The organism is Acrocarpospora macrocephala (assembly GCF_009687865.1).
GTDB classification, from domain to species: Bacteria; Actinomycetota; Actinomycetes; order Streptosporangiales; family Streptosporangiaceae; genus Acrocarpospora; species Acrocarpospora macrocephala.
On the sequence record NZ_BLAE01000006.1, the window covers coordinates 235,253 to 259,121 of the forward strand.

General features: G+C 67.9%; 27 protein-coding genes and 1 riboswitch. Of the genes, 12 read left to right on the top strand and 15 right to left on the bottom strand.

Annotated elements, in window-relative coordinates; translation table 11 throughout:
- Nucleotides 1-83: 83 nt before the first annotated feature.
- Nucleotides 84-1,346 carry a serine--tRNA ligase gene (gene serS, locus Amac_RS05755; protein WP_155353256.1) on the bottom strand — a complete coding sequence of 421 codons (1,263 nt, stop codon included), beginning with the start codon at nucleotides 1,344-1,346 and terminating at the stop codon, nucleotides 84-86.
- Nucleotides 1,347-1,506: 160 nt separating this feature from the next.
- Nucleotides 1,507-2,319, bottom strand: a complete 813-nt coding sequence (locus Amac_RS05760) for a hypothetical protein (RefSeq protein ID WP_218040889.1) — start codon at nucleotides 2,317-2,319, stop codon at nucleotides 1,507-1,509.
- Between the two features lie 73 nt (nucleotides 2,320-2,392).
- Between Amac_RS05760 and Amac_RS05765 the strand changes: the two genes are divergently transcribed.
- Nucleotides 2,393-2,740 carry a hypothetical protein gene (locus tag Amac_RS05765; RefSeq protein ID WP_155353257.1) on the top strand — a complete coding sequence of 116 codons (348 nt, stop codon included), beginning with the start codon at nucleotides 2,393-2,395 and terminating at the stop codon, nucleotides 2,738-2,740.
- 35 nt (nucleotides 2,741-2,775) lie between these two features.
- Here Amac_RS05765 and pheA read toward each other — a convergent pair whose 3' ends face one another.
- The 7 genes from pheA to Amac_RS05800 all read right to left on the bottom strand — a co-directional run bounded on the left by pheA (nucleotide 2,776) and on the right by Amac_RS05800 (nucleotide 11,198).
- Nucleotides 2,776-3,696: a prephenate dehydratase gene (gene pheA / locus Amac_RS05770; protein WP_155353258.1), complete on the bottom strand. Its 921-nt coding sequence runs from the start codon at nucleotides 3,694-3,696 to the stop codon at nucleotides 2,776-2,778.
- Between the two features lie 254 nt (nucleotides 3,697-3,950).
- The gene (locus Amac_RS55875) at nucleotides 3,951-4,295 is read right to left on the bottom strand and encodes a hypothetical protein (RefSeq protein WP_246268089.1); all 345 of its coding nucleotides are present in this window, start codon (nucleotides 4,293-4,295) and stop codon (nucleotides 3,951-3,953) included.
- Nucleotides 4,296-4,314: 19 nt separating this feature from the next.
- Nucleotides 4,315-4,761, bottom strand: a complete 447-nt coding sequence (locus Amac_RS05780) for a DUF4446 family protein (protein WP_155353259.1) — start codon at nucleotides 4,759-4,761, stop codon at nucleotides 4,315-4,317.
- A gap of 319 nt (nucleotides 4,762-5,080) precedes the next feature.
- The gene (locus tag Amac_RS05785; protein ID WP_155353260.1) at nucleotides 5,081-6,340 is read right to left on the bottom strand and encodes a glycosyltransferase 87 family protein; all 1,260 of its coding nucleotides are present in this window, start codon (nucleotides 6,338-6,340) and stop codon (nucleotides 5,081-5,083) included.
- 2,337 nt (nucleotides 6,341-8,677) lie between these two features.
- Nucleotides 8,678-10,096 carry an MptA/MptB family glycosyltransferase gene (locus tag Amac_RS05790; protein ID WP_246268090.1) on the bottom strand — a complete coding sequence of 473 codons (1,419 nt, stop codon included), beginning with the start codon at nucleotides 10,094-10,096 and terminating at the stop codon, nucleotides 8,678-8,680.
- A complete protein-coding gene (locus Amac_RS05795; RefSeq protein WP_155353261.1) occupies nucleotides 10,093-10,854 on the bottom strand; it encodes a glycosyltransferase family 2 protein in 762 nt (253 codons plus the stop codon). The genes Amac_RS05790 and Amac_RS05795 overlap by 4 nt, the downstream gene beginning before the upstream one ends.
- The gene (locus Amac_RS05800; protein WP_155350036.1) at nucleotides 10,851-11,198 is read right to left on the bottom strand and encodes an STAS domain-containing protein; all 348 of its coding nucleotides are present in this window, start codon (nucleotides 11,196-11,198) and stop codon (nucleotides 10,851-10,853) included. The genes Amac_RS05795 and Amac_RS05800 overlap by 4 nt, the downstream gene beginning before the upstream one ends.
- A gap of 183 nt (nucleotides 11,199-11,381) precedes the next feature.
- On the opposite strand from Amac_RS05800, the gene Amac_RS05805 reads away from it, so the two are divergent.
- A complete protein-coding gene (locus Amac_RS05805) occupies nucleotides 11,382-11,747 on the top strand; it encodes a hypothetical protein (RefSeq protein WP_155353262.1) in 366 nt (121 codons plus the stop codon).
- A 3-nt stretch (nucleotides 11,748-11,750) separates the two neighbouring features.
- Here the strand turns inward: Amac_RS05805 and Amac_RS05810 are convergent, their stop codons facing one another.
- Nucleotides 11,751-12,866, bottom strand: coding sequence for a sensor histidine kinase (locus Amac_RS05810; protein ID WP_246268091.1), 1,116 nt, complete (start codon nucleotides 12,864-12,866; stop codon nucleotides 11,751-11,753).
- On the bottom strand, nucleotides 12,863-13,564 hold the full coding sequence (locus tag Amac_RS05815) for a response regulator transcription factor (protein WP_155353263.1): 702 nt from the start codon (nucleotides 13,562-13,564) through the stop codon (nucleotides 12,863-12,865). Before Amac_RS05815 ends, Amac_RS05810 begins: the two co-directional genes overlap by 4 nt.
- Nucleotides 13,565-13,682: 118 nt before the next feature.
- Between Amac_RS05815 and Amac_RS53515 the strand changes: the two genes are divergently transcribed.
- Genes Amac_RS53515 through Amac_RS05825 form a run of 3 tightly spaced genes read left to right on the top strand, consistent with a single transcriptional unit; the run spans nucleotide 13,683 to nucleotide 14,789 of the window.
- The gene (locus Amac_RS53515) at nucleotides 13,683-13,850 is read left to right on the top strand and encodes a hypothetical protein (protein WP_170317242.1); all 168 of its coding nucleotides are present in this window, start codon (nucleotides 13,683-13,685) and stop codon (nucleotides 13,848-13,850) included.
- On the top strand, nucleotides 13,847-14,080 hold the full coding sequence (locus Amac_RS05820) for a DUF6412 domain-containing protein (RefSeq protein WP_155353264.1): 234 nt from the start codon (nucleotides 13,847-13,849) through the stop codon (nucleotides 14,078-14,080). The genes Amac_RS53515 and Amac_RS05820 overlap by 4 nt, the downstream gene beginning before the upstream one ends.
- Nucleotides 14,081-14,129: 49 nt before the next feature.
- Nucleotides 14,130-14,789: a YidC/Oxa1 family membrane protein insertase gene (locus tag Amac_RS05825; RefSeq protein ID WP_155353265.1), complete on the top strand. Its 660-nt coding sequence runs from the start codon at nucleotides 14,130-14,132 to the stop codon at nucleotides 14,787-14,789.
- Here the strand turns inward: Amac_RS05825 and Amac_RS05830 are convergent.
- Together Amac_RS05830 and Amac_RS05835 are read right to left on the bottom strand one after the other, a co-directional pair.
- Entirely contained in the window at nucleotides 14,786-15,217 is a 432-nt protein-coding gene (locus Amac_RS05830; RefSeq protein ID WP_155353266.1) for an ATP-binding protein, read from the bottom strand. The two genes, Amac_RS05825 and Amac_RS05830, sit on opposite strands and share 4 nt — an antisense overlap.
- 157 nt (nucleotides 15,218-15,374) lie before the next feature.
- Nucleotides 15,375-17,285: a PAS domain S-box protein gene (locus Amac_RS05835; protein WP_155353267.1), complete on the bottom strand. Its 1,911-nt coding sequence runs from the start codon at nucleotides 17,283-17,285 to the stop codon at nucleotides 15,375-15,377.
- Between the two features lie 88 nt (nucleotides 17,286-17,373).
- Here Amac_RS05835 and Amac_RS05840 point away from each other — a divergent pair, with 88 nt between their 5' ends.
- From Amac_RS05840 to Amac_RS05850, 3 genes are all read left to right on the top strand, one after another.
- Nucleotides 17,374-17,949: a methylated-DNA--[protein]-cysteine S-methyltransferase gene (locus Amac_RS05840; protein ID WP_246268093.1), complete on the top strand. Its 576-nt coding sequence runs from the start codon at nucleotides 17,374-17,376 to the stop codon at nucleotides 17,947-17,949.
- A gap of 78 nt (nucleotides 17,950-18,027) precedes the next feature.
- On the top strand, nucleotides 18,028-18,795 hold the full coding sequence (locus Amac_RS05845) for a bestrophin-like domain (protein ID WP_155353268.1): 768 nt from the start codon (nucleotides 18,028-18,030) through the stop codon (nucleotides 18,793-18,795).
- Nucleotide 18,796: 1 nt separating this feature from the next.
- Entirely contained in the window at nucleotides 18,797-19,321 is a 525-nt protein-coding gene (locus Amac_RS05850; RefSeq protein ID WP_155353269.1) for a hypothetical protein, read from the top strand.
- A gap of 24 nt (nucleotides 19,322-19,345) precedes the next feature.
- On the opposite strand, the gene Amac_RS05855 is transcribed toward Amac_RS05850, so the two are convergent.
- Both Amac_RS05855 and Amac_RS05860 read right to left on the bottom strand, forming a co-directional pair.
- Nucleotides 19,346-20,671 (bottom strand): purine-cytosine permease family protein, encoded by a 1,326-nt coding sequence (locus Amac_RS05855; protein ID WP_155353270.1) that lies wholly within the window; start codon nucleotides 20,669-20,671, stop codon nucleotides 19,346-19,348.
- A riboswitch (TPP riboswitch) is annotated at nucleotides 20,664-20,775 on the bottom strand. It overlaps the preceding gene by 8 nt.
- 161 nt (nucleotides 20,776-20,936) lie before the next feature.
- Nucleotides 20,937-21,230: a hypothetical protein gene (locus Amac_RS05860; protein ID WP_155353271.1), complete on the bottom strand. Its 294-nt coding sequence runs from the start codon at nucleotides 21,228-21,230 to the stop codon at nucleotides 20,937-20,939.
- An 18-nt stretch (nucleotides 21,231-21,248) separates the two neighbouring features.
- Between Amac_RS05860 and Amac_RS05865 the strand changes: the two genes are divergently transcribed.
- The 4 genes from Amac_RS05865 (at nucleotide 21,249) to Amac_RS05880 (ending at nucleotide 23,752) form a co-directional block, all read left to right on the top strand.
- Complete coding sequence (locus tag Amac_RS05865; RefSeq protein WP_155353272.1) at nucleotides 21,249-21,566, top strand: hypothetical protein; 318 nt, start codon at nucleotides 21,249-21,251, stop codon at nucleotides 21,564-21,566.
- 556 nt (nucleotides 21,567-22,122) lie between these two features.
- Entirely contained in the window at nucleotides 22,123-22,512 is a 390-nt protein-coding gene (locus Amac_RS05870; RefSeq protein ID WP_155353273.1) for a hypothetical protein, read from the top strand.
- Between the two features lie 312 nt (nucleotides 22,513-22,824).
- On the top strand, nucleotides 22,825-22,947 hold the full coding sequence (locus Amac_RS57185; RefSeq protein ID WP_281356247.1) for a hypothetical protein: 123 nt from the start codon (nucleotides 22,825-22,827) through the stop codon (nucleotides 22,945-22,947).
- 250 nt (nucleotides 22,948-23,197) lie between these two features.
- A complete protein-coding gene (locus Amac_RS05880; RefSeq protein ID WP_155353274.1) occupies nucleotides 23,198-23,752 on the top strand; it encodes a hypothetical protein in 555 nt (184 codons plus the stop codon).
- Nucleotides 23,753-23,869 lie beyond the last annotated feature (117 nt).

Here is a 23,869-nt window from a genome sequence, read left to right on the forward strand (position 1 = left end):
CGAAATAGCGATCTAGACCACTGACACACCGAAGGCGGGCCCCCACAAGGAGCCCGCCTTCGGCGTCTAGATCGGGTACGGCCCTACTTGAGCGGTTCCAGCACATCCAGCCCCACATACGGCCGTAGCGCCTTGGGCACGACGACCGAACCGTCCGCCTGCTGGTGGTTCTCCAGGATCGCCACGATCCAGCGTGTGGTCGCCAGGGTGCCGTTCAGCGTCGCCACATGCTGCGGACGGCCGCCATCGTCGCGATAGCGCACTTTCAGGCGGCGTGCCTGGAACTGCGTGCAGTTGGACGTCGACGTGAGCTCCCGGTACCGGCCCTGGGTCGGAATCCACGCCTCGCAGTCGAACTTCCTCGCCGCCGACATCCCCAGATCACCCGCCGCGGTGTCGATCACCCGGTACGGCAGCTCGACCTTGTCCAGCATCTCCTTCTCCCACGCCAGCAGCCGCCGATGTTCCTCGGACGCCTCCTCAGGACGGCAGAAGGAGAACATCTCCACCTTGTCGAACTGGTGGACGCGGATGATGCCACGGGTGTCCTTGCCGTACGACCCGGCTTCGCGGCGGAAGCAGGACGACCAGCCCGCATAGCGCGACGGAAGGGAGGTCTGATCCAGGATCTCGTCCGCGTGGTAGGCGGCCAGCGGCACCTCGGAGGTGCCGACCAGGTAGAGATCGTCCTCGGGCAGCCGGTAGATCTCGCTGTCGTGGGCGATCGTGAATCCGGTGCCCTGCATCGACTCCGGCTTGACCAGCACCGGTGTGATCATCGGCGTGAAGCCCACCTCGATGGCCTGCTGCATCGCCATGTTGAGCAGCCCGAGCTGCAGCCGGGCTCCGGCTCCGCGCAGGAAGAAGAACCGCGATCCGGAGACCTTGGCGCCGCGCTCCATGTCGATGGCGCCCAGCATCTCGCCGAGTTCCAGGTGGTCGCGCGGGGTGAAATCGAACACGCGTGGCGTGCCGACCTCCTCCAGGACCACATAGTCGTCCTCGCCGCCGTGCGGGGCGCCGTCCTCGACGAGGTTGGGCACCTGCATGACCAGCTCGTCGAGCTCGCCACCGAGCTGCTCGGAAGCCACCTCGGCGGCCTTCACCTGCGCCGCCAGCTCCTTGGCCCGATCGAGCAGCACCTGCCGCTCATCCCCCGACGCCCTGGACACCGACTTGCCGATGCTCTTCTGCTCTGCGCGCAGCGATTCGAACGAGGTCAGCGCGGCACGTCGGCGCTCGTCGAGCGAGAGCAGCGCGTCCACGATCGAGTCATCCTCGCCACGGGCACGCTGCGACGCTCGGAGCCGGTCCGGATCATCACGGAGGGTTCGCAGGTCAATCACAATCAAAGGCTACCGAGATACGACTACCGCTCGCGCGCCATATAGACACCGCAGGCGATCTCCATGCTGCTCACCGTTATCCGGCGCCGTTTGCCGCAGTTCTCGCCGCGGCTGCGCCAAACCAGCAGCCTTGGTCGTCGCAGCGGCGAACTTTGGGTGGCTATCCGAGTCGGCGGCGCCGTCGGATGGCGGCGACCGGTTCGGCGTCTACGGGGTTGAGGAGGTCGGCGTTGGCTTCGAAGGCGTGGAGAAGGAGGTCGACTATGCGGAAGGTGTGGGAGTCGGGGCCCAGTGAGGGGCGCCAGGCGGGGTCGCGGATCATGGAGTGGTGGCTGGCTTCAATGGAACGGTGGAAGACGTCGGCCATGATGCGGGCGCCGACGCCGTCGAGGAGGCCGTCGTTGAGTTCTGATTCGCGGAAGATGTAGAACCACAGCGGGGTGGCGGAGAGCAGGTTGTCGCGTTCTGTGCTGATGAGCGTGTCGGGGGTGAGCACGACGCAGGTACGCCCCTGGCACGCCCGCATCCGCCAGCTGATCCACCACCCGGTTGTGGAACCGGATGAACGCCAGATGCAGTTGCCCGACGGCGCGGTTCTCGTCGTTGCGATGGTCGGGGATGAGCGCGCTGCCGGCTCGTCCGACGTGGGAGGCCGACGTGGGAGGCCGTCGAAGCCGGGGGCGGGCGCGGTCCTACCCATCCGGAGGCTACGCCGTCGGGCTCGAAGAAGCGCGGGCCGCGGGCCGTACAGGGAGTCGAGGTCGAGGGTCGGGGAGCGGCCCTGGATGAGCTCGGGGAGGGTGATGTCCTCGCCGAGGGCGGCTGCGGTGCGGTCCATGGTGAGGTCGTGGTCGACGAACTGGCCGAGGTAGGTGAAAGCCGCGCCAATCCGGCCATCCTGTTGTACGGCCTCCGGCGCGGTCATCGCTCTGGCCAGTTTGGCGCACAACGCGGGATCGACGACGGGCCCCACCGGGCCGAGCCGGGAGAAGCGGAAGCCGGCGGACCTCCTCGGTAGTGGAGGGCCGCCGCAGGGCGGACTTCTCGTGGACGCCTTCGCCGACGATGTAGAAATCGTCCCGCTTGTGCCTGTGCCTCGAAGCCATGTTAGTGAGCAGAATGCGATAAATGTTCATGCCATGAAAACGAGGCTTCTTCGCCTGTTAAGCGCTCCCCGGCTCGCCCTGTCCCTCGTGCTCTCGGTCATGGGCACGGCGGCGCGGGCCGACACTGACGCCCAGCTCGCACTCCCCGAATCCGCGCCGATGACCACGGCGACGAATCAGGCAATAGCCCCGAATACCCGAGAAATCCAAGGAAATCCGGGTAATCGAATACCCACTATCGTCGCCTTACAAGGCGACGATAAGGATGTTCAACGGCATGTCAAGTGAACGCATGTTCACCGTAATTACGGAAGTCGATAAATCTAGACTTGTCCGGCGCGCATTCGCGTCAGCCAGTCGGCGGCCTCGGCGAATTCGGCGTCGCCGGTGCCGGTCCTGATCTGTGTGGGGACTTGGTCGGCCCGAGGGTAGCTGCCCAGGAAGCGTAGATCTCCGCAAATCCGATGCAAGCCGGAAAGCGCCTCTCCGACTCGGGCGTCCGCGACATGCCCTTCACAGTCGAAATGGAAGAAATAACGGCCGATTCCATCACCGGTCGGGCGGGATTCGATCCGGCTCAGGTTGACTCCGCGCACCGCGAACTCGCTCAACATTTCCAGCAGCGCTCCGGCGTGGTCATCCTTCAGAAAAGCGACCATGGACGTGCGATCCGCACCGGTCGGCTCAGGCAGTGGCCCACACGGAGAGACCTGCACGAAACGGGTGACCGTATCCGTGCGGTCCCCCACCCCCGAGGCGACCTCGGAGAGCCCGTAAAGCTCACCGGCGATGGCCGGACTGATCGCCGCGTCGTACGGAGATTCCGGGTTGGACACTTCCTGCGCGGCGGCGGCGGTCGACGAGGCGTGGATGACCACCGCTCCCGGCAGCTCGCGCTCGATGAAGTTGCGGCACTGGGTGTGCGCGGCCGGATGGGTGACCAGGCGCTTGATCTGCCGCATCTCCGTCCCCGGCCGGACCAGCAGCGAGAACTCGACCGGCAGCAGCAGCTCAGCGATGATCAGCAGCGGTTCGCCCCACGCGAACTCGTCGAGGGTCTGCGTGATGGCGCCCTCCAGCGAGTTCTCCAGCGGCACGACCGCGCCATCGGCCTCCCCCCTGCGGACGGCGTCAAGTGCGGCGCCGACGTTGGCGCACGGCAGGCGCTCGGCGTCGGGCGCCAGGATTCGCAGGGCGGCCTCACAGAAGGTGCCCTCTGGGCCCAGGTACGCGAGCTTCGACATACGACCAGGTTAGCGACTCACGCAAGTGGTGTATGTGAATACTTACCGAGTCCCGCGAAAAGCCTCACCCGTGTCGCGAACCACCACCGATGCCAATGCCTGGAGCCCGACACCCGCCGCTCCCGCCTCGGCGGACGGTGCCGGAAGGCCGGTCAGTCCGCACGAACCGCATCGCGGCCGTGGTCTAGGGTTCGGCTCTGGGGATCCAGCTCTGGGGATCCAGCTCTGGGGATCCAGCAGCGAATGGCCGCCCGCTACCGCGCGCACCGCGCCGACCAGGTCCAACCGTGGATCTGCTTGAGCACGTAACCGGAAACGCCGGCCATGACCGCGTCGAACAGCGGCGACGTCATACGAACCGCGCGCTCCGGCGGACGGGGCCGGGGCCGGGCCACCCAGTTCGGCGTCCAGGTCCCGGCGGCGTCGTGGCCGGCCGCTGTGGCGGCAAGGTGGGCGCGGAGGGTGGCCAGCGCTGGGCGGGGGTTGTCGCGGTGCCACAGGAGCGAGTGCGGGTAGACGGGCGTCGGGTCGGTCACCGGGATGCGGCGCAGGCCGTGGCCGGCGGGCCAGACCAGGCGGGTCTGCGCGCCCATGAGCATCCGCAGAGCCTTCGGCGCGTCAGCGATTTCCTGGGCGTAACCAGGACCCTCCGGACGCGAGGCTGGCTTCGATCTCTGGGCCTAAGCCCAGGCGGGCCGCCCGCACGGCCTGTTCCTCTTCGGGGGACAGTTGTTGCTGGCCTTTGCCGCCGCGAACCGGGCGGACATAGGTCCGGGTCTCGGTCCGACCGTTGATCGAGGTCAGCACGATGCCGTCGCCCAGGCTGTTGATCAGCGCGACCGAGAACGACAGCCGCCCGGTCATCTCCTCCAGAGCGTCATAGCGGTAGACCGCGACATCGCGGATGGCCTTGGTGTCGACGACCCCCTCGACCGCCGACCGCCGGGCCAGCACGTCGAGGCACTCCTCGACCGCACCGCGCGCGTTCCGCAACGCCAGCAGGCCGATCGCCACCCCGGTGACCCCGGCGACGACCCCGACAACGACCAGAACGGTAACCAGCACGCCACTGAGCGTAACGGCACGGTCAAGCCTTCGCCAACTTTCCCGCCTTCCGGTACGCAAGCACCCAGACGAGCGGACATGGTCAGGCCTTCACCGACGTCCCGGGATTCCACTGCGCGAGCACCCAGACGAGCAGGCATGGTCAGGCCTTCGCCGACTTCCCGGATTCCGCTGCGCGACGCCCTGAAGAGCGGACATGGTCAGGCCTTCACGGGCTTTCCTGCCTTCCATTGCGCGACGCCCTGACGAGCAGGCATGGTCAGGTCCTCGCGGACTTTCCCGCATTCCGCTGCGCGAACAACCAGACGAGCGGAGACAGTCAAGCCTTCGCCGACCTGCCCGATTTCCGCTGCGCGAGCACCCAGACGAGCGCGATCGCCCCCAGACCGAACGCGTTCTGGACGATCTTCCCCAGTGTGGGGCTGAGCACGGGGATCTCCCAGAGCTTGATGTAGGCCCCCCACCAGGGGATCGGGAGCACGTAGTACGCCCACACCCCCGCCGCCAAGAGCGGCCTGCGGATAGCGAGCGCGGCGATGACGACGATCATCCACGCGAGGTGGTGGATCCAGGCGACCGGGGAGAGCAGCACCGCCATCAGTCCGGTCAGCGCGACCGCTGTCAGGGTGTCTCCGTCGCGGTGGGCGCGGTAGGCGGCGCGGAAGCCGTACCAGCCGATGAAAGCGACGGCGGCGAGCCAGAGGATGGTGGTGAGGGTGTCGGGCCAGTACAGGCGTAGGAGCATGCCGCGGATGGACTGGTTTGTGGTAGCGGTGTTGGCGCCTAGGCGTTCGGAGTCGAGCAGGGCGGAGAACCAGAAGTCGGTGGCGTCCGACGGGATCACGATAAATGGCAGCAAAGTGAGGACGGCCGTGGTGCCTGCCGCCGTGAAGAAGGGCTTGCGCTGCGTGGGGTCGCGCCAGGCGGTGATAGCGAGATAAATCAGGAAAACGCCGGGGGTGAGTTTTACGGCTGTGGCGATGCCGATCAGTATGCCCCGAGGCCACCAGGGCCGCCGGACCACGCAGTCGAGGAGGCAGAGCGCCACCAGGAAAAGATCTACCTGGCCGAACCTGATCTGATCCCGGATCGGCATCAGATACAGGCAGGCGACAGTGACGACCCCGAACATGATCGGCACGAAAACGGCGGACATCCAAGGTGATTGAGGCGAGCCACCCCCCGATCGCACCGGAATGCCTGGTACGCGACCGAGCGAGTCCCGAAAGGCGTACCAAACAGTGACCCCGAGCGTGAGCATGATCGCGACAATCCACACCCACTGCACGGTCTCCCAGGAGATCAGCGCCAGCGGCACGGCCAGCATCGCCGCGACCGGCGGATACGTGAACGGCAACAACTGCGGCGCAGGCGTGATCACGTCATAGACCGGAAGCCCCTGCAGCAGCGCCCAGCCCCCGGTCCGATACACATCAAGATCGACCAAACGTTGATCTTCCGGATTGCCCAGCCAGTACGCCACCAGCGGCCACGCGGCGACCACAATGATCAGCAGCGACAACGCCCAACCCCACCAGGGCCGCCGCACGCTCAGCGTTACCGGTTCGCCAGTGCTCACGACCAGGCAGGCTACCGTGGACGCTGTTCATCCGGCCCGCCCCACCAGAAGAGGATCCGGCCCTCGTGCCATCACCCCAGGTCACCCGAGCCCTCACCCGGCTCACCCTCGTGGTCGCCTTCCTCCTGCTCGGTACGGCCCCCGCCACCGCCTCCACCGAACGAGGCCCAACTCCCACCTCGACATCTATCGGCGCCCTCAACAGCGCAAATGCCACACGAGGTTCGAGTTCCACGGCACCTATCGGCGCCCTCGGCAGCACACGTGCCGCAGCCTCCACCGAGCACACAACCCTCACCCCCACAGGTCAGGCCACGATTTCCACCGGAGAGGCGGGTCTCACCAGCTCGCGGATCGCTGTCGACGACGGAGTTGACACCACGCCTCTCGCTGGACGAGCGGTTTCCGGCGGAAAGACAGCTCCCACGGGACGTGTTGTCCTTATCGGAGTTCCCGGGCTGGAGTGGAGCGACCTGGACGAAACGCGGACACCGCGTTTGTGGGACCTGGTCGGACGTGGCGCGTCCGCCTCCCTGTCCACCCGTGCGATCCCCCCGGAGGGCCGGGGAATCACCTGCTCCGTCGCCGGATGGCTCACCGTCTCCGCCGGGCAGCGCGCTGGATCGGACAACTGCGGCCTGCCGGAACCACCGACCATCGCCCCCGACGGCTCCGCGAAAATCCCCGCCTGGGATGAATACCTAGCATTCCAACAAGCAAGCTCATTCCAAGCGGAAATCGGCCTGCTCGCCCAAACAATCACCGACGCCGGCGGAAAGGTCGCCGCGATCGGCCCAGGAGCCGCCCTAGCCGCCGCCGACAAATCCGGAAATATCCAGAAATATGCGCCAACACCCGCAGACCTCCCCGACCTAACCCCCTACTCCCTCATCACCGCAGAAGCCAATGAACTATCCCGCGCCTGGACCCAATCCCAATCCGCCACATCCCCCGAAATATCAGGCGACCTCGACGACAACACCCGTCAAGCAGCCGCTACCGAAGCTGACAGAACAGTCGGCGCCATCCTCGACCGAGTCCCCCCAGACTCCACCGTCCTCATTGTCGGCCTAGCCGACGCGAGCACCACCGCCCACCTCCACGTCGCCCTCGCCCAAGGCCCGAAATTTCGTCACAAATTCCTAACCGCCACCTCCACCCGTCAAAACGCCCTAGTAACGATCACCGACACCACCGCCACCATCCTCAGCGAACTCACCCTCCCCACTCCCAAGATCGGCCGCACCTGGACAAATAACGGCGACACCCCCGACACCACCCCCCAAACCATCGCCCAACTCTCCGACGCCGACCTCGCCAGCCAAGTCCTCAGAGACGTCCGCGAACCGTTCTTCCTCACCCTCGTCGCCCTCCAACTGATCTTCTACGCCCTGGCCGCCATCGCCATCCGCCGCCAATCCACCCCCCACCGCCGCCGTACCCTGATCGCCACCCAAACCGTCGCCGTCCTCAGCGGCGCCATCCCGATCTCCACCTTCCTGGCCCAACTCATCCCGTGGTGGAGCGCGAGCAACCCCATGCCCGCCCTCATCACCACAATCCTCGCCACCGCCGCCCTGATCACCGCCGCCGCCTTCGCCGGCCCCTGGCGCAGAGACGTGCTCGGCCCTCTCACGATCGTCGCCGCCGTCTCCTCCCTCGCGTTGCTCATCGACGTCATGACCGGCTCCCACCTCCAGGTCAACGCCGTCACCGGCTACGAACCCGTCACCGGCGGCCGCTTCTACGGCTTCGGCAACATGGCCTTCGCCATCTACTCCACCGGCACGATCCTGGCCCTCGCCGGCCTGGCCCACGCCCTGCGCCGCCGCCCACGCCTGGCCATCGCCCTCTGCCTCGCCTACGGCCTACTAGCGATCTTCGCCGACGGCTGGCCCAGCTGGGGCGCCGACTTCGGCGGAGTGCCCTCGTTCGTGCTCGGTTTCGCCGTCTTCATGCTGATGCTCTCCGGCCACCGCGTCTCGATCACCAGGCTGGCCGTCATCGCCGCCGCCGGAGCCGCCCTGATCGCCGCGATCGCGACCGCCGACTGGCTCCGCCCGCCCAACCAGCGCACCCACCTCGGCGCCTTCGTCCAGCAGGTCATGGACGGCGAAGGCGGCTCGGTCATCGGCCGCAAACTGGGCGCGATGCTGAGCACCCTCGGCAACCTCCCGCTGACCCTGCTCTCCCTGGTCGCGCTGGCGTTCCTCTACCTGGTCCTGGCCCGCCCGTCCAGGGTGGGCGCGGCCGCGCTCAGCCTTGCGTACGGCTATGCCCCCGCCCTGCGCGCGGGCCTGTTCGGCGCGCTCACCGCCGCCCTGGCCGGCTTCCTGATCAACGACTCGGGGATCGCGATTCCGGCGATGGCGCTGACGGTCGCGGTGCCGCTGACCCTGGCGGCGTCGGTACGCGCCCTGCGCCTCGCCACGCCCACACCCCCAGCGCCACCGTCAGCGCCAGCAGCGTCCACGGCACCAGCTGCGCCCTGACGACGTCCACGAGCCAGCCCAGATCGGGCGGTTGGTGTGCTTGCCGGGCCGGGAGATAGGCGAAGGAGAGCACAGCCAGCCGTACCGCTATGAAGCCATCCAGAGCGGAGGCCGGAATCAGGGCGAGCAGCGCGAAGGCGAGTCCGTCATACCAGGGCAGCGCATAGGGGCTCGCGAACAGCCAGGCCACCACGAAGGCCAGCGAAACCGCCACCGTGTCCTGGCCGAGCCTGCGCACCAAACCCCAAGCCAGAGCTACGAACACGAGCAAGGAGGCGATCTGGATCCAGACGCGGTAAGCACCCGCCCCGAACAGCCCCTGCAGGCCGTATTGGACGAGTTTCCAGGGAGTCGCCCAGGAGATCGACTTGCTGGCGTTGAGGACCTGATCGAACGCGTGCGGCCCGGCCAGCCAGTACGCGACCCCGACCGTCGCCGTCGCCACCCCGGCGAGGAGGGCAAGCCTGGGCAGGTTCCGGCGAGACTCCCACGCGGGGCCAAGCGCGACCAGTCCTACGGTGACCTTCACCGCGATGCCCAGACCGAGCAGAATCCCTCGCCGTACGGCGAAACGCGAGCCGACCACCAGAGCGGCGATCATGAAGACGATGGCGAAGGTGTCCACGTGCATTCCGGCCGCCAGCTGGTAGACGACCAGGGGGTTGACCGTCCAGAGCAGGGCGGCGCGGCGTTGCCGTACCGGATCTGAGCGGGTGGCGTGGTGGAGGAGCAGGGCCGTGACGATGAACGCGGCGGCGTTGATCAGGGCCAGGATGAAGACCGTCAGGCGGACGGAGCCGCCGATCCCGCTGGCGAGGGCCTGGGCGGCGGTGGCGAGCGGGCCGTAGACGCTGGGGGTGTGCGTCCATTCTTCGACCCAGGAAAGTGGGATGTCCGAAGGGACGGTTACGTAGGGGTCGAAGCCGTGGGTGGCCAGATATCCGTACGCGGCGTAGTTGAGGTGGTCGGCGGAGCCGAAGGGCGGGAGGAAGGCCAGGATCGCGGCGACCGTACCGCCGGTGATCAGGAGCAGGCGGGGGTGAGGGCCGTCGGCGCGCAGGCCGGTGAGGAGGCCGATGGCGCCGAGCGCGAGCGCGGCGGCGGCCAGTGCGATGACCAGGTGGCCGTCCGGGTAAATCTCCAGCGAGTACGGCGGCTGCCCGGCCAGGCCCGGGAGCTCGGGAACCATGGCCGACGGGCCCAGCAGAGCGACGGTGATCGTCAGCAGCAGTGAGCCGCCGATGCACCCAAGCGAGACTTTCACTTCGGCTTGAGGGAATCCAGCGCCTTGGTGACCGTGGGTTCCCTGCTGGCGAGGGCGCGGGAGACGTCGCGCAGCTGTTTGGCGCGATGGAGCTGGGAGCGCCAGTCGGTGCCGGTGGCCCGGTGCGCCATCTCGACTTCGACCTCCACCACCCGGAATCCCCGGCGCAGCAGGTCGATGGTGAGACCGGTCTCGACGCCGAACCCGTGCGCCAGCGGCCGGGCCGCCTCGAACGCGCTGCGGGTCAGGCAGCGCTGCCCGTTGAGCGGCTGGGTGGCGTCCCAGCCGGTCGCGCGTTTGATGCCTTCCTTCGCGAGCTTGACCACGATGCCGTGACCGCCCAGTTTCACCCGGTTCGCGAAGATCGCAATGGTCATGTCGGCTTCGCCCGTGCGGACCGGCGTGATCAGCGGGGCGGCGGCCAGCGCGGTCTCGGCCAGGTCGCCGTCCAGGAACAGCAGGTGCCGGTGCGAGGGCCGTCCTTCCGGATCGGACCGGCCCTCCTCCAGCAGGCGCACGGCCTCCGCGCCGGTCTCCATCGCGGCGGCCTTGCCACGGTTGCGGCTGTGCCGGACCACGGTGGCGCCCGCCGCCCTGGCCAGCCGGCCGGTCTGGTCGGTCGAGCCGTCGTCGACGACCACCACCAGATCGACTCCGGGCAGCTCGCGGGCGGCGGTCACCGTGGCGGCGATCCGTTCGCCCTCGTCCCGCGCCGAGATGATGACCGCGGTATCCGGACTTGGGACCACCTCGGTCATCCGGTCTTTTCCGCCAGGTCCGCCGGGACACTCTCGTGCACGGTGAAGACCGAGTCCAGGCCGGTCACCTGAAGGATCTTGCGGACCGCCGGGCGGGGCGCGGCGACTTCGAGCACGCCGCCCCGTTCCTTGAGCCGTTTGAGCGCGGAGAGCAGCACGTTCATGCCCGTGGAGTCGCAGAACTCGACTCCGGACATGTCGATGACCACCCGGTCGGGACCGGTCTCCTCCAGCAGGCGGGTGAACTCCGACTGCAGGCGAGGCGCGGTATATAGGTCGATTTCACCAGCGATGGCCATGACGGCGTGGCCGGCGTGGGATCGCGTCGAGACTTTGAGCTCCACAGCGCGCACACTAGCGCCGTCCCCGCCCTGGGTCACGTTTCCTGGGAATTACCGAAGAGTCGTTCGCCCTTTGTCCCCGATTTCGGCCCCGCGTAAACGCAGAGTGCGCGAAGCTTGACACTACGATACCGGCCTGGCCGGAAGGGGGAAGGGCCCTGGCTGTCACCGGGGCCCACAGCACGCATGAACACAGAACTTCCGGAAGACCCGCTGCGCCGCCGCCTGCGGGAACGGCTGGAGCTCATCCAGGTCAGGACCGACAAGGCGACCTCGTGGCGGGAGTCGTCGGCGACGTTGCGCTCGCTCGTCAATCGTGAGGGGTATGTGCCGATCAAGGCGAAGCTGGCGGTCGAGGATCTGGATTTCCTGGCCGGGGCGCGGGAGGAAGTGCTCAGCTTCGTCGAGCTCGGGCTGCGCCTGCTCGATCTGCATCAGCCGCGGGATGCGGGCGGCATCACCAGCGATACCGCGCACCCGATCCTGCGCTGCCGCAGTTGCATGTGGCGCTGGCCCTGCCCGACATTTCGCGCTATGTCGGATGCGTTCTGATCGTCAGAGTCGGGCTGTCGGCAGGCGGATCTCGAAGCGGCAGCCTGGGCCTTCGTTCGCCACGGTGACCGTGCCGCCGTGCGCCTCGACCAGGCCTTTCGTGATCGCCAGACCGAGCCCGCCGCCGTCGGGCCCAGGCGTGCGGGCCAGCTCGCCACGAAAGGCCACATCGAAGACCCGCGCCAGATCCTCCGCCGGAATACCCCCACACGCATCCAGGACCGACAAACTCACCATCTCCCCGTCCGTCACCGCCCTGATCGATACCGAACCATCCGACGGGGTATGCCGGATCGCATTGACCAGCAGGTTGCGCAGCGCCCGCCCGATCGCCCCCGGATCGGCGTGAACCGGTAGAACTGGCTCCACGTCCGCCTTCAACCGCACTCCTCGAGCCAGGGGCTCCACGCCCGCGAGCACGTCGGCGACCACATCCCCCAGCCCCACCCGGGCCTTCGCCAGCCGGAACGAACCCGCATGGATCCGGGACAGCTCGAACAGGTCGTCCACCATCCCGGAGAGCCGGTCCACCTCCAGCCTGATCTGTGCGTGATAGCGCCGGATTGTGGCTGGATCGTCGACCACGCCGTCCTCCAGCGCCTCAGCCATCGCCCGCATGCCCGCCAGCGGCGTACGCAGATCGTGGCTCACCCACGAGACCAGCTCGCGCCGCGCGCTCTCCAGGGTCCGCTCCCGCTCCCGGCCGTTGCGAATTCGCGCGTACGCCTGGTCGAGCGCCTGGCTGACCTTCTCCAGCTCGGCGGGGAGCGCGATCCGGCCGGGTGCGACGTACTCGCCGGTCTCGGTGGTCTCCTCGACGGCGGTGACCAGCGCCTTGCTGGCCGCCACCAGCCGCCGCGCGGTGACCAGCGCGACCCCGACGCCGACGATCGCCCCGATCGCGATGATGGTAAGCACGATGTCCCGCGGCCGCCCGTCGATGACCATCGCCATCGTGATCGCCACGACCCCCGCCAGCGTGGCCAGCACGGTGATCACCGCGACCACGCTCAGCATCACGCCGATCGACCGCCGCCGCAGCAGGCGCAGCACGGCGACCCCGAGCAGCGCGATGATCAGGCCGAACCCGGCGCTGACGGCGAGGGCCTGGATGATCACGACAATGGCTCGTAGCGGTAGCCGACACCCCAGACCGTGACGATCCTCCGCGGATCGGTGGGATCAGCCTCGATCTTCTCCCGCAGCCTGCGCACATGTACGGTCACCGTGGACGAATCCCCGAACGACCAGCCCCAGACTCGATCCAGCAACGCGGTCCGGCTGAACGCCTGGCGTGGGTTGCGCAGCAGGTAGGCGAGCAGGTCGAACTCGCGCGCGGTGAGAGTGATCTCGGCGCCGCCGAGCCGGACCTCGTGGGCGCCCACATCCACCACCAGGTCGCCGTCCCTGAGCACCCCGGTGCCGGTCGGGACCAGCGCGCCACGCGCCCGGCGCAGCACCGACTGCACCCGTAATGCCAGCTCGCGCGGGCTGAACGGCTTGGTCACGTAGTCGTCGGCGCCGGTCTCCAGGCCGATCACCCGGTCGATCTCCTCGCCCAGCGCGGTCAGCATGATCACCGGAACCGGCCAGCGCTCGCGCAGTTTCCGGCACACCTGCAGGCCGTCCATCTTCGGCAACATCAGGTCGAGCACCAGCAGATCGGGCGGATTGGCCAGCGCCCGCCGCAGCGCCTCAGCACCATCCCCGACGCATTCCACCTCATGCCCGTCCCGCTCCAGATACCGGGCCACCACCTCGGCCACGGTCGGGTCATCGTCCACAACGAGGATGCGCGCGGCGGGATTGACAGTCACCTTCCCAGACTAGGGTGCGCCCCCCACACCCCCGCGAACCCGTTAGAACGCCGTAATTGATTCACGTGAAACCGCTGATCTTCTCGCGACTGTCGGTGGCAGCGCGTATTTTGAGGTCATGGCCCGAACCGCGCTGACCGTCGTCGGCATCCTTCTCGCAATCTGGCTGGTGGTCAGCTTCCTGATCCCCGCCCTGTTCGCGACGCTGAAATTCCTGCTGATCTTCGCGCTGATCGCGCTCGCCGTCGTCGTGACGATCACCCTGGTGGGCAAGAGCTCACGATGATCCTCCAGGCCCTGCTCGGACTGCTCGCCCTGCCTGCCGGCGTGGGCGTGCTGGCCGCCGTGGGCCTGCTGCTCCTCACCTGGGCGCTCGGCCGGCTGGCCGCCGCGCCCAGGATCGTGTCCGCGCTGCTCGGGGCGGGCGTCGAAGCCGTCGTCGTACGGCTTCGCGACCCGGGCACCGCCGGACGCCCCCGCCCGAGAGCCCCATCGGGAAGCCCGGCGCTCGCCTGACCGCGAGCGCCTTCGTCATGTTCAAACCCTGACGAAAGGCTTCCCACCCATGTTCGACTTCGTGCTCTCCCCTGCCTACGACCTGCTCACCGCGCTCACCGATCTGACCGGCGCCACGCTCGCCATCATCCTGTTCACCGTCGGCGTCCGGCTGCTCCTGCTTCCGCTCGGTCTCCGCCAGGCCCGCGCCCAGCGGGCGAAGACCCGGCTCGCCCCGGACGTGGCGAAACTCCGCAAAAGGTTCGCCGGCGATCCGCAACGTTTCCAGCGCGAACTCGGCGCCCTCTACGCCCGCGAGGGCACGTCCATGTTCGCGGGGCTCGGCGCCGGGCTCGCGCAACTCCCGTTCTTCCTGGTGATGTACCGGTTGTTCGTCTCCGCGACGATCGCAGGACAGCCGAATCTCCTGCTGGCACAAAGTACGCTTGGGGTACCACTAGGTGAACATTTCGGTGCGGTGGTCGCGCATTCGGGACTGTTCGGCGCGCCCTCGCTGATCTTCCTCGGGCTGTTCGTGCTGCTGGCGCTGGTCGCCTGGCAGTCGACGCGGCTGATTCCCGAAATGCCGGACGTGCCGATGTCGGGGCTGTTTCGACTGTTGCCTTATGGAAGCGTGATCGCCGCCGGATTCCTCCCGCTCGCCGCGGGTATCTATCTCGTGATCAGCACGGCTTGGACGACCGCCGAACGTTCCCTACGGACCGTTTAGACGACCTCGCGCAGCGCGCATATTCCGGTCGTCCGCGTCTGCGTGTTTCGGGCAGGCTGAGGGGCGTGCAGGATCGCCCAGACGGTCGTGGACTCCCCTTCGTGCCGTACGCCCCAGCGCTCGGCCAGGTATTCCACGATGCCGAGCCCGCGGCCCCCGAGGGACGACAGCGTCGGGCGGCCGGCGCGCGGTTCCGTGGCCGCGCCGCCGTCGCTGACGGAGATCTCCACGTGGCCCTCAGCACAGCTCCACGCCACTCTGAGCTGCCCGGATGCGAGCGGGTGCGCATGCCGCAGCGCGTTGCTGAGGAGCTCGCTCATCACCAGCACGGTGTCGTCGACCGCTCCCGCGTACACCCCGGATTCGAGCAGATCGGCGCTGAGGCGTTGTCGCGCGACGGCGACACTCGCCAGTGCATACGGCAACATGATGACGCTCGACGCACTCACCTCCCCGTATTCCCGTACCGCTGAGGGTCGCTAGGGACCGCGCACCCCAGTACGACCGAAATGCCCGCTTAGCTGAGAGCGGAAACCGATCGACCATTACAGCTTGTGAACATTGGACGATAGGTCACACGTACCGTTACCCGTCCGTTACCGCGCCGGTGAGTCCGGTCCTGTAATGGGGTTCCCCGGCGTCCACCCGGAGCACGAAACGCATCCGGGTGCCGCCGCCGGGGCGGGCCAGCGCGGTCACCTCGCCGCCCTGGGCCCGGGCCAAACTCCGCACGATGTAAAGCCCGAGGCCGACCCCGCCGAACCGGCGGCGGTCGCCGCTGTCGCCCTGGACGAAACGCTCGAACACCCGCTCCCGGTCGGCCGGGCGGATGCCGATGCCCTCGTCGTCCACGACCAGCACCACGCTGTCGTCCTCCGGCCAGGCCTCGACCCGGATCAGGCCGCCGTCCGGGGAGTACTTGAAGGCGTTCTCCAGCAGCTGGCCGAGCAGGATGTCGGTGGCCAGCGCGTCGCCGTGCACGGCCGGCAGGTCCTCCGGGATGGTCACCTCGACCCGGTGCCGGTCGGACAGCACGGGCAGGCCGAGGGTGGCCGCGTGCACCCGTTCGGCCAGGTCGAAACGTTCCGAGCGGACCGGGGGCTCGGCCGCGCCGGCCCGGGCGCCGAGCAGGAGGTGGTCGATGAGCTGGCCGAGGGATTTGGCGCGTTCCGCGATGGTGTGCACGGCGGAGCGGCGCTCGGTGTCGGACATCTTGTCCCAGCGGGCGTCCAGGGTGCTGGCGAACCCGCGCACCACCGTGATCGGGGTGCGCAGCTCGTGGCTGGTGGTGGCCAGGAACAGGTCCTTGGCCTCCTCCAGCTCCTTGGCCCTGGTGATGTCGCGGAAGTCGACCACGATCTCGCCGGTCTCGTCGATCTCGGCGCAGAGCACGTCCAGCCAGCGTCCGGAGGGGAGCTGGATGGTCAGCTTCTCGCCGGGCAGCGGCAGCGCGAACGGGGGCGGGCCGCCGATGACCTCGTCCGCGGGGAACCCGGTGAGCTCGGCGGCGGCCGGGTTCCACTGGATCACGCAGCCGGTTCCGTCCAGTACGGCGATGCCGTCCGCGCTGGCGTCGAAGACCGCGCGCTCGTGGGCGCGTTGCCGTACCGCGTCCTGGTAGGCGGTGGCGTTGGCCACCGCGATGCCGGCGTGGCCGGCGAGGAGTTCGAGCAGTTCGAGTTCGAGGTGGCCGGGTTTGCGCTTGGCGAACAGGGCGTAGAGCGCTCCATAGGGGCGGCCGCCGACGGCCGCGATGCCGACCGCGATGGTGTGCAGGCCGTCGAGCTTGGCCCAGATGAGGTCCTGGAGCCCGTCGTGCCCGGTCTCCAGCATGACCGGCTTGCCGGTGCGCAGGAGCTTGCCGACCAGGCTGGATCCCAGGTCGGCGGTGGCGCCGCGGATCGAGTCGGGCAACTGGTGCGAGCCGACCAGCCTGAGCCGGTCCTTCTCGATCAGGACGAAACCGCCCGCGTCCGCGCCGGTCAGCTCGGTGAGGCTGGCGGCGATCCGGTCCAGCACGACCGGCAGGTCCAGTTCGGCGTTGATGTCGCCGACCACGTCGGTGAGGCGGCGGACGAGACGCGCCCGGCGAACCACCCGGCTGCGCGCGGCCTCGTCCTCCTCGGTGAGGTGATAAACGCTGACATATCCGAGTAGCGTGCCGGATTCGGTACGGAGCGCGCTCGTGTCGACCTGGACGTCCAGCAGCTGGCCGTCGCGGCGGAACCGTTTGGTCCTGAGCGAGACCTGGCCGCCGTTGCGCACCCGCTCCAGCACGGCGTTGTGCTCGGCCATCAGCTCGCTCGGCACCAGCGGCGCGCGGCGGCCGAGCAGCTCCGCGGCGGGCCAGCCGAACAGCCGCTCGGCGGCCGGGTTCCAGCTGAGCACGGAGAGGTCGCGGTCCAGGGCGACGATGGCGTTGGCGGCCGCGGCCACCACGGCCTTGGCCAGACCATCGTCCTCGGTGTCCCATTCGTCCCTGTGATCACTCTCCATCCCTCCATCGTGCCTGTTTTCCGGTCGTGATCTTGGTGTTTTTCATGGCTCCGCTACGCTGCTCGGGAGAGCGAGAGGAAGTGGGGCCATGTCTCAAGGGGTGTCCACGGGGGACCTCGAAGCCCTGCTTCGCGTGACCGCGCCCAACTACGTCGGGGAGACCCCGCCGGATGTCGCGTTCGGCACGGCGGAAACGCCCGTCGGGGGCGTGGTCCTGGCGGTGACGGCACGCGGTGTCGTGGCGTGCAGCTTCGAATCAGAGCACACGGTGTTCGCCCGGATTTATCGTGATGTGGGCAGGTTCATCGGGCCTGACCCGCGCCGCCTGGATCCGGTACGGCGCGAGCTCGACGCGTACTTCGCCGGGAAGTTGCGCGCCTTCACCGTGCCGTTCGACCTGCGCTTGGCGACACCCTTCGCGCGTACGGTGCTGCCGATGATGGTGGCCGTCGGATACGGGAGCGTCACCACGTACCAGGAGATCGCCGGGCGGATCGGGCGACCGCAGGCGCTGCGGGCGGTGGCCAACGCGATCACCGCCAATCCGGTCTGCCTGGTCGTGCCCTGCCATCGGGCGATCGATTCCTCCGGCTCGATCGGGTCGTACGCGGGGGGCACGCCCGCCAAAGAGCATCTTCTTCGTATGGAAGGCGTGCTGAACTAGTCACCTTGGGTTTGCGATCGTCACTTAATGTGATAGCTATGTCACGGCATGCAATCAGCAAAGTGACGAGGAGTGGCCATGGTGGCCTGCGTTTTCGCGATCGCGACGGCGGTCGGCGTGGTGGCCTTGGCCGCCTTCCTATTCCGCAAGCTCGACCGCGGATCCGACGACCGGGACCCGGGCGGCCCCACCGTCGGCCACGCCGGGGCGATGTTGTCGGCCCTGTTCCTGCTGGTCTTCGCGATCGCGATCATCGTGCCGTGGACGACGGCGGACTCGGCCCGGCAGAACACCTATGCGGAGAGCCAGGCGGCCGTGGAGGCGTACTGGGCGGCCAGCGCGCTGCCGTTCCCGACCGCGGGTCTGGTCCAGACCGAGCTGCGGGACTACGTCGGGTTCGTGATCGACGAGGAGTGGCGGGTGATGGCCAAGGGCAACCTCAGCCCCGAGGGCTCCACCCGGCTGAACACGCTCCGCACCCAGGTGGCGAGCCTGGACACGACCGGGGGCACCACCGAGGACGCCAAGATGGCGGTGCTGGAGCAGGTGCAGAACCTGACCTCGGCGCGCCGCCAGCGGGCCGCCGACGCGCAGGCCACCCCGCCCACCGGGATCCTGGTGCTGACGGTGGTGACCGGCCTGATGGTGCTGCTGTTCCCGTTCATGGCGGGGGCCCGGCCGCGGGGGGCCACGCTGGTGCCGTTGCTGGCGATGGCGGCTTTGCTCGGGGTCGGGGTGTTCCTGACCTTTGACATCGTCCGGGTCTTCGATGGCGGCCTCGCGGTGCGGCCGGACGCGTTCTCGGCGGCGCTGCAGGAGTTCCAGCGGATCTCCGGGATGGGCTGAGATGCGGCTTCCTGTGGTGCTGGCGGGGGTGCTCGTCGGGTTGAGCGTCGCGGCGGGGCCCGCGGCTGCTTCCTCGCTGGATGATGGGGATGAGCACGGGCTGATCGAGGTCTGCCTTGACGTGAACCTCGTGGTCAGCCTCCGCGTGGGCATCGGGATCGGGGGCTATCCCTGCCCGCCCGATCCGCATCCTCCGTACCAGCCGCCGCACACGCCGACACCGTTGCCGTCGCCGGAACCGTATCCGACGTCGGCCCCGAGTTCTCCCGCGCCGGAGCCGAGCCCCACTCCGACGCGGTCGCCCGCGCCCCGGCCGTCCCCTCGGACGGTCATCCCCATGGTCCGGACGAGCTCGGCGACGCCGAGCCCGTCGCCGTCGCCGTCGCCGTCGCCTCCGAAGGTCAGGAGGCACCTGGCGGAGCCGCCGCTGAAGCGGCCCAACCCGCTGAAGTCGCCGCTCGTGCTGGTGGTGCTGGCGACCGTGATCGCCTCCGCCGCCGGTGTCGCGTTCGCGTCGATTCGCTGATGGTCTCCCGTCGCCGTACCTCGATCAGGTGCGGCGGCGGCCCACCAGCAGCGTCACCAGCGCCGCGACCAGGAAGGAGCCGAGCGCGGCGCTCATCCACGGCGCGGGGGTGAACCCGAGACCGTTCCTGATGCCCATCCACAGCGACTCCCACCAGGGCACCTGCGGCAGCGCGCCGAGCAGCCACCAGGCGCAGAACCCGAGAGCCCACGGCAGCACCATCAGCCACCGGGACGGCGCCCGCTCCGAGACGTCCCACCGCGCGGCCCCGCCGAGCAGGAAGTAGTCGACCACCAGCACCGCGAACATCGGCACGAACACCGCGCCGATGATCCCGAGGAACGCCGCGTACGTATCCGCGTTCACGAAGATCGCCAGCAGCGTGACGAACGCCCCGACCACCCCGGAGATGATCCGCCGGTCCACCCGGGGCATCAGGTTCTGCACCGACATCGTGGTCGAATACACGTTCACGAACGACTGATCGGTCTCCCGCAGCACCAGGATCCCGAAGAAGACGGCCCCGAACGAGGCCGCCACGAACGGATCCCAGACCTTCGCCGGATCGTTGCCGACCAGCGCCATCGCCGCGATCCCCAGGGTCAGGCAGGCCACCTGCGCGATCGTGTAACCGCCCACCACCCCGCCGAACGCGGCCCGGCTCGACCGCGAGAACCGCGAGAAGTCCGCGGCCAGCGGCACCCACGACACCGACAGCGCGATCACGTAGTCCACCGAGGGCGCGAACGCCTCCCACGAGCCGCTGCCCAACTCGGCCCCGCGCTGCCAGAACACGTAACCGAAGTAGACCATCGAAACGATCACCCCGACCGTCACGTACCGCCGCAACAGCCGCACCGCCCCCAGCGGCCGGATCGTCAACGCCGTGGTGATCGCTCCCCCAATGATCACCCACACCGGATCCGGCACGGTGACCCCCATCGTCCCCGCGATGGCCTTCGCCCCCTGCGCGATCACCCACAGCTCGAACGCGCCCCACCCGAGCATCTGCACGATGTTCAGCACGGTCGGCAGATACGAGAGCTTCGCCCCGAACAGCCCCCGCAGCAGGACCATCGCCGGAGCCCCCGTCCGCGTCCCCGGAATCGCCGCGAGCCCCACCATCGCCGTCCCGACCAGACTCCCCACCACCGCCGCCGTCAACGCCGCGACAAAACTCAACGGCCGATCACCCAGCGGATTGACCAGCGCCACAGCCCCCGAAAACCCCAGCAGACTGACCCCGAGATTGGCCCAGAGCGCCCCCTGATCGAGCACCCCCAACGCCTTCGGCGGCGCCTCATCCAGAGTGAGCGGAGCCTCAACCGACTCCACGACGACACGCGCCATTGACACACGCTCCCTACGCCGGCATTACCCGGACAGGTTCATGCGGTCGGTAGCGCTGGCTACCCTCTCAGCCCGGTTACGCCCGAGCTCCCGCGGTCTGAAGTTGAAGACACGCCCGGGATCAACCCTGCGTGCGACCCCCATGATGCCCCATAACCGGACAAAGATCTACCACGAGTTTGGGTTCGCAGATTTCGAACAACCGTCCGTAGATGTCCACCGGCGTACAGCTACGTGCAGGACGGTAGCTGTACTTTTCGGCCCATCACCCCTGGTCAGGGCACAGGTCGATCTGCACGGAATCGTACAGTCGCGAGGCGAATACATCACGAAGATCGCCGGCATCGACAAGATCGGCCCTCAGGTGGTCAGGCGCCACAACACCGGTCTGCTCACCGAGATGATCACCGACCTGGAAGCCCGGCTCGCCGAGCCAGCCGCAGGATGACCTAGGTCGGATCAGGCTGCTCTGCTCCCCAGGGCCAGGCCACGCCTTTGCGCGCAGCAGGAGGTCGCCTGGCAGACGGTCGGCTAACTTGCGGCTCCTGAGCACCAGCAACTCGACCAGGGGGAAACTATGCGCGTCATCTCGATCGCCACGCTACTCGCCGTTCCTGTGATCACCCTCGCTGCACTTTCGGCACCCGCTGGCGCCCTGTCGGGCCCGGGGCCGGACGGCAAGGTGCAGCAGATCGCCCAGTGTTCCGGAGTCATCCACTGCCTGGGCAAGATCTTGGGAGAAACCGGCCAGGTCATCGACATCGTTCCCATCGTCGGCCCGCTCGTCACCAAGGCTGGCGAGATCGTCGTCGACACGGCCGGACAGATCAGCGGAGGCACTCCTGTCGGCGACTTCGCCGACACCGCCGTCGGGCACTACGAGACCGACGACTGACAGCTGCCGCGCCCCGGGCGGGACCGCATGATCGAGCCCGCCCGGCGAGCGGCCGGGAGCACGAAACACAACGAACTCAACCTGCGCGCTAGGCACCCCCTACTTGCCTCATATGCCTTACTGAGCATCAACCCGCTGAACAGCCAGAACGCCGCCTTGCCCGCTAACTTGCTCAGTCGGTTGAGCGGTCAGCGTGCTGGCGTTGCGTCCGGGATGAATGTCCGGATGAAAGCGGAGCAAGCTCACCTCCGTCTCGCCCATGTGTACGAGGCGCGACCGCGCTATGTCGAAAAGATCTTGGTCATGGACGCGAACTTGTCCCTCTAGATCGGCGACTCTGCGGAGGTGCGCCGCCACGCCGACCGTGGCCGGCAACGTATCCGACCTGACCCGGCGGGCAATCTCGGCAACGGGGGCGTGGACGCCGGGTCCGATGTCGACATCCCGCCCGCCATCGGCCGGTTCCGGTCAGAGTTTCGGCCCATACCCCGATTCGAAGTCCATCTAAAATGCCGTGACACCGGGGCTGAGCTAGGCCGCAGAATCGAGCCAATCATTGAAGACCGTCTGGTTGCGTGGAATCCAATGCCTTCTGGTAGCCGCTGCTCTTGGCGCCGCGTTCTACCTCGGCTATCTGGTCAGAGGCGCGGATATCGAGGTTCGTACCGCCACGATTACGCAGGTTGATCTTTCGACTCGGATGATCACTGTTCGTGAGCGGTCCGATAGCGTCTTCGTTACCGACCTACGTCCAGCCTGGCTGGAACGAACAAGGGATGTCCTGCATAGAGACAGTATTCCGCCTTGCCTGCGGGCCGACTTCAACAACACAACGGATCAGCAGTTTCTTGCCAATAAAGAAGTAGAGCTGGCAACCATCGAGATCCCCGCATCCGCCGAGGCGCCGGAACAACTCGCCATGGTGTGGATCAGGTGCCTGACCTGAGCTCCTCGTGTTGTTCGCGGTGTTATGCAAAGCAATGATCAGCGAGGCGAGCCGTGCGAGTTCCTCACTGGACATGCCGCCGCGTCGATCTGGTCCTGAATGAGCGGGCCCCGGCTTCCGTCGCTTCGGCGGACGAGAACTGCGGCTGTTCTCGACCACCACCACATTCGGCACCCCGGTGGACATCACCCTGGACGAGGTCGCGATCGAGTTGTACTACCCGACGGACGCCGAAGGCGCCGCCTATTTCACCAAATCCGACGACGCTTGAGCCGACACGCAGCCACCTGCCCCCTGATCAAGGAGAGGGCGGTGACGAGATCCCGGGAGGCAGCGGTCCGGTCCTGCGCCCGGATGGCGACCGGCCACGACAACCCGGCCATCGCCGCTGCCCTGGTCCTCACCGTCCGAGCCGTCGAGAAGCAAGCATCTTGAGCACACTCGGCCTGACCGAGGAACAGGAGATCCACAAACGCGTCAAAGCGGTGCTGGTGCACCTATCTGCCGAGCCACCTACCACGTGACGCCCTGGGCAGTGAGGTGGTCTAGGAAGCCTTCCGGGTCGAACGCCTGCGTTGGCGCCGTCCGGTGTCGTCGCTGATGTTGTAGCGGTCGGTGAGGGTCTTGGGCGGGCCAGATCGCTGAGGCCGGGGACAGCGGCCTGAAGAACTCGTATCGTCAAATGATGAGGAGTTTGCGTCGTCGTGTCCCCTTCCTGATCGCGATGACGCTCTGGATCGGCGCTGGCGCGGCGGTGTGGGGTGTCGCCTACGTCGTGAACGGTGTCACTCAGGCGGGGGCCGAAGTGGTCGTTGTTGTCGATCCAACGGCCGGGGCTGTCTTGCCGTCCTCAGTGCGGTTGGTGGGGACGGAGTTGTTCGCCTGGGATTCGACCGTGCTGGAGCAGGTGCTCGCGCGTGGCGATGTCGCGGTCATCGGTCTCTGTGCCGGTTTCGGCGCCGTGCTGCTTTACCAGCTGATGTTGTCGATCCTGGACGGCGAGCCGTTCCGCCAAGGCAACTCGGCCCGGATCGCCGGCCTGGCCGGTGCGGTCGCCGTGGCAGGGATCGTCGGTAGCGCGCTTCCCGGGCTCGCTGCGGCGATGGTGCTGGATCGCCTTGGCCTCACCCCGATCCTGCGGCCGGGCGGCAACCTTTCGTGGTGGCCGGGTCTGGTGGCGTTGGCGCTGCTGGGGGTCGCCCAGACGTTCCGCTGGAGCAGCATGTCGGCTACACGGTGACCCGAGTGCGTTTCGGATGATTCGATCGCGGCCATGGCCAGTTCCGATGGCCGTCGGCCCGCCGACCGCCGCATGGCGGCTGGCAGTTGTCAGCGGCCGAACCGCTCATGGCCGAAC

What these genes read in the sequence shown, in the direction of transcription:
- pheA (WP_155353258.1), bottom strand. Translation starts at nt 3,696, where the DNA reads ATGTCGAAGCTCGCGTACCTGGGCCCAGAGGGCACCTTCTGTGAGGCC.
- Amac_RS55875 (WP_246268089.1), bottom strand. Translation starts at nt 4,295, where the DNA reads ATGCTCATGGGCGCGCAGACCCGCCTGGTCTGGCCCGCCGGCCACGGC.
- Amac_RS05795 (WP_155353261.1), bottom strand. Translation starts at nt 10,854, where the DNA reads ATGACCGAGGTGGTCCCAAGTCCGGATACCGCGGTCATCATCTCGGCG.
- Amac_RS05805 (WP_155353262.1), top strand. Translation starts at nt 11,382, where the DNA reads ATGAACACAGAACTTCCGGAAGACCCGCTGCGCCGCCGCCTGCGGGAA.
- Amac_RS53515 (WP_170317242.1), top strand. Translation starts at nt 13,683, where the DNA reads ATGGCCCGAACCGCGCTGACCGTCGTCGGCATCCTTCTCGCAATCTGG.
- Amac_RS05820 (WP_155353264.1), top strand. Translation starts at nt 13,847, where the DNA reads ATGATCCTCCAGGCCCTGCTCGGACTGCTCGCCCTGCCTGCCGGCGTG.
- Amac_RS05825 (WP_155353265.1), top strand. Translation starts at nt 14,130, where the DNA reads ATGTTCGACTTCGTGCTCTCCCCTGCCTACGACCTGCTCACCGCGCTC.
- Amac_RS05830 (WP_155353266.1), bottom strand. Translation starts at nt 15,217, where the DNA reads ATGTTGCCGTATGCACTGGCGAGTGTCGCCGTCGCGCGACAACGCCTC.
- Amac_RS05835 (WP_155353267.1), bottom strand. Translation starts at nt 17,285, where the DNA reads ATGGAGAGTGATCACAGGGACGAATGGGACACCGAGGACGATGGTCTG.
- Amac_RS05840 (WP_246268093.1), top strand. Translation starts at nt 17,374, where the DNA reads ATGTCTCAAGGGGTGTCCACGGGGGACCTCGAAGCCCTGCTTCGCGTG.
- Amac_RS05845 (WP_155353268.1), top strand. Translation starts at nt 18,028, where the DNA reads ATGGTGGCCTGCGTTTTCGCGATCGCGACGGCGGTCGGCGTGGTGGCC.
- Amac_RS05850 (WP_155353269.1), top strand. Translation starts at nt 18,797, where the DNA reads ATGCGGCTTCCTGTGGTGCTGGCGGGGGTGCTCGTCGGGTTGAGCGTC.
- Amac_RS05855 (WP_155353270.1), bottom strand. Translation starts at nt 20,671, where the DNA reads ATGGCGCGTGTCGTCGTGGAGTCGGTTGAGGCTCCGCTCACTCTGGAT.
- Amac_RS05865 (WP_155353272.1), top strand. Translation starts at nt 21,249, where the DNA reads ATGCGCGTCATCTCGATCGCCACGCTACTCGCCGTTCCTGTGATCACC.
- Amac_RS05880 (WP_155353274.1), top strand. Translation starts at nt 23,198, where the DNA reads ATGAGGAGTTTGCGTCGTCGTGTCCCCTTCCTGATCGCGATGACGCTC.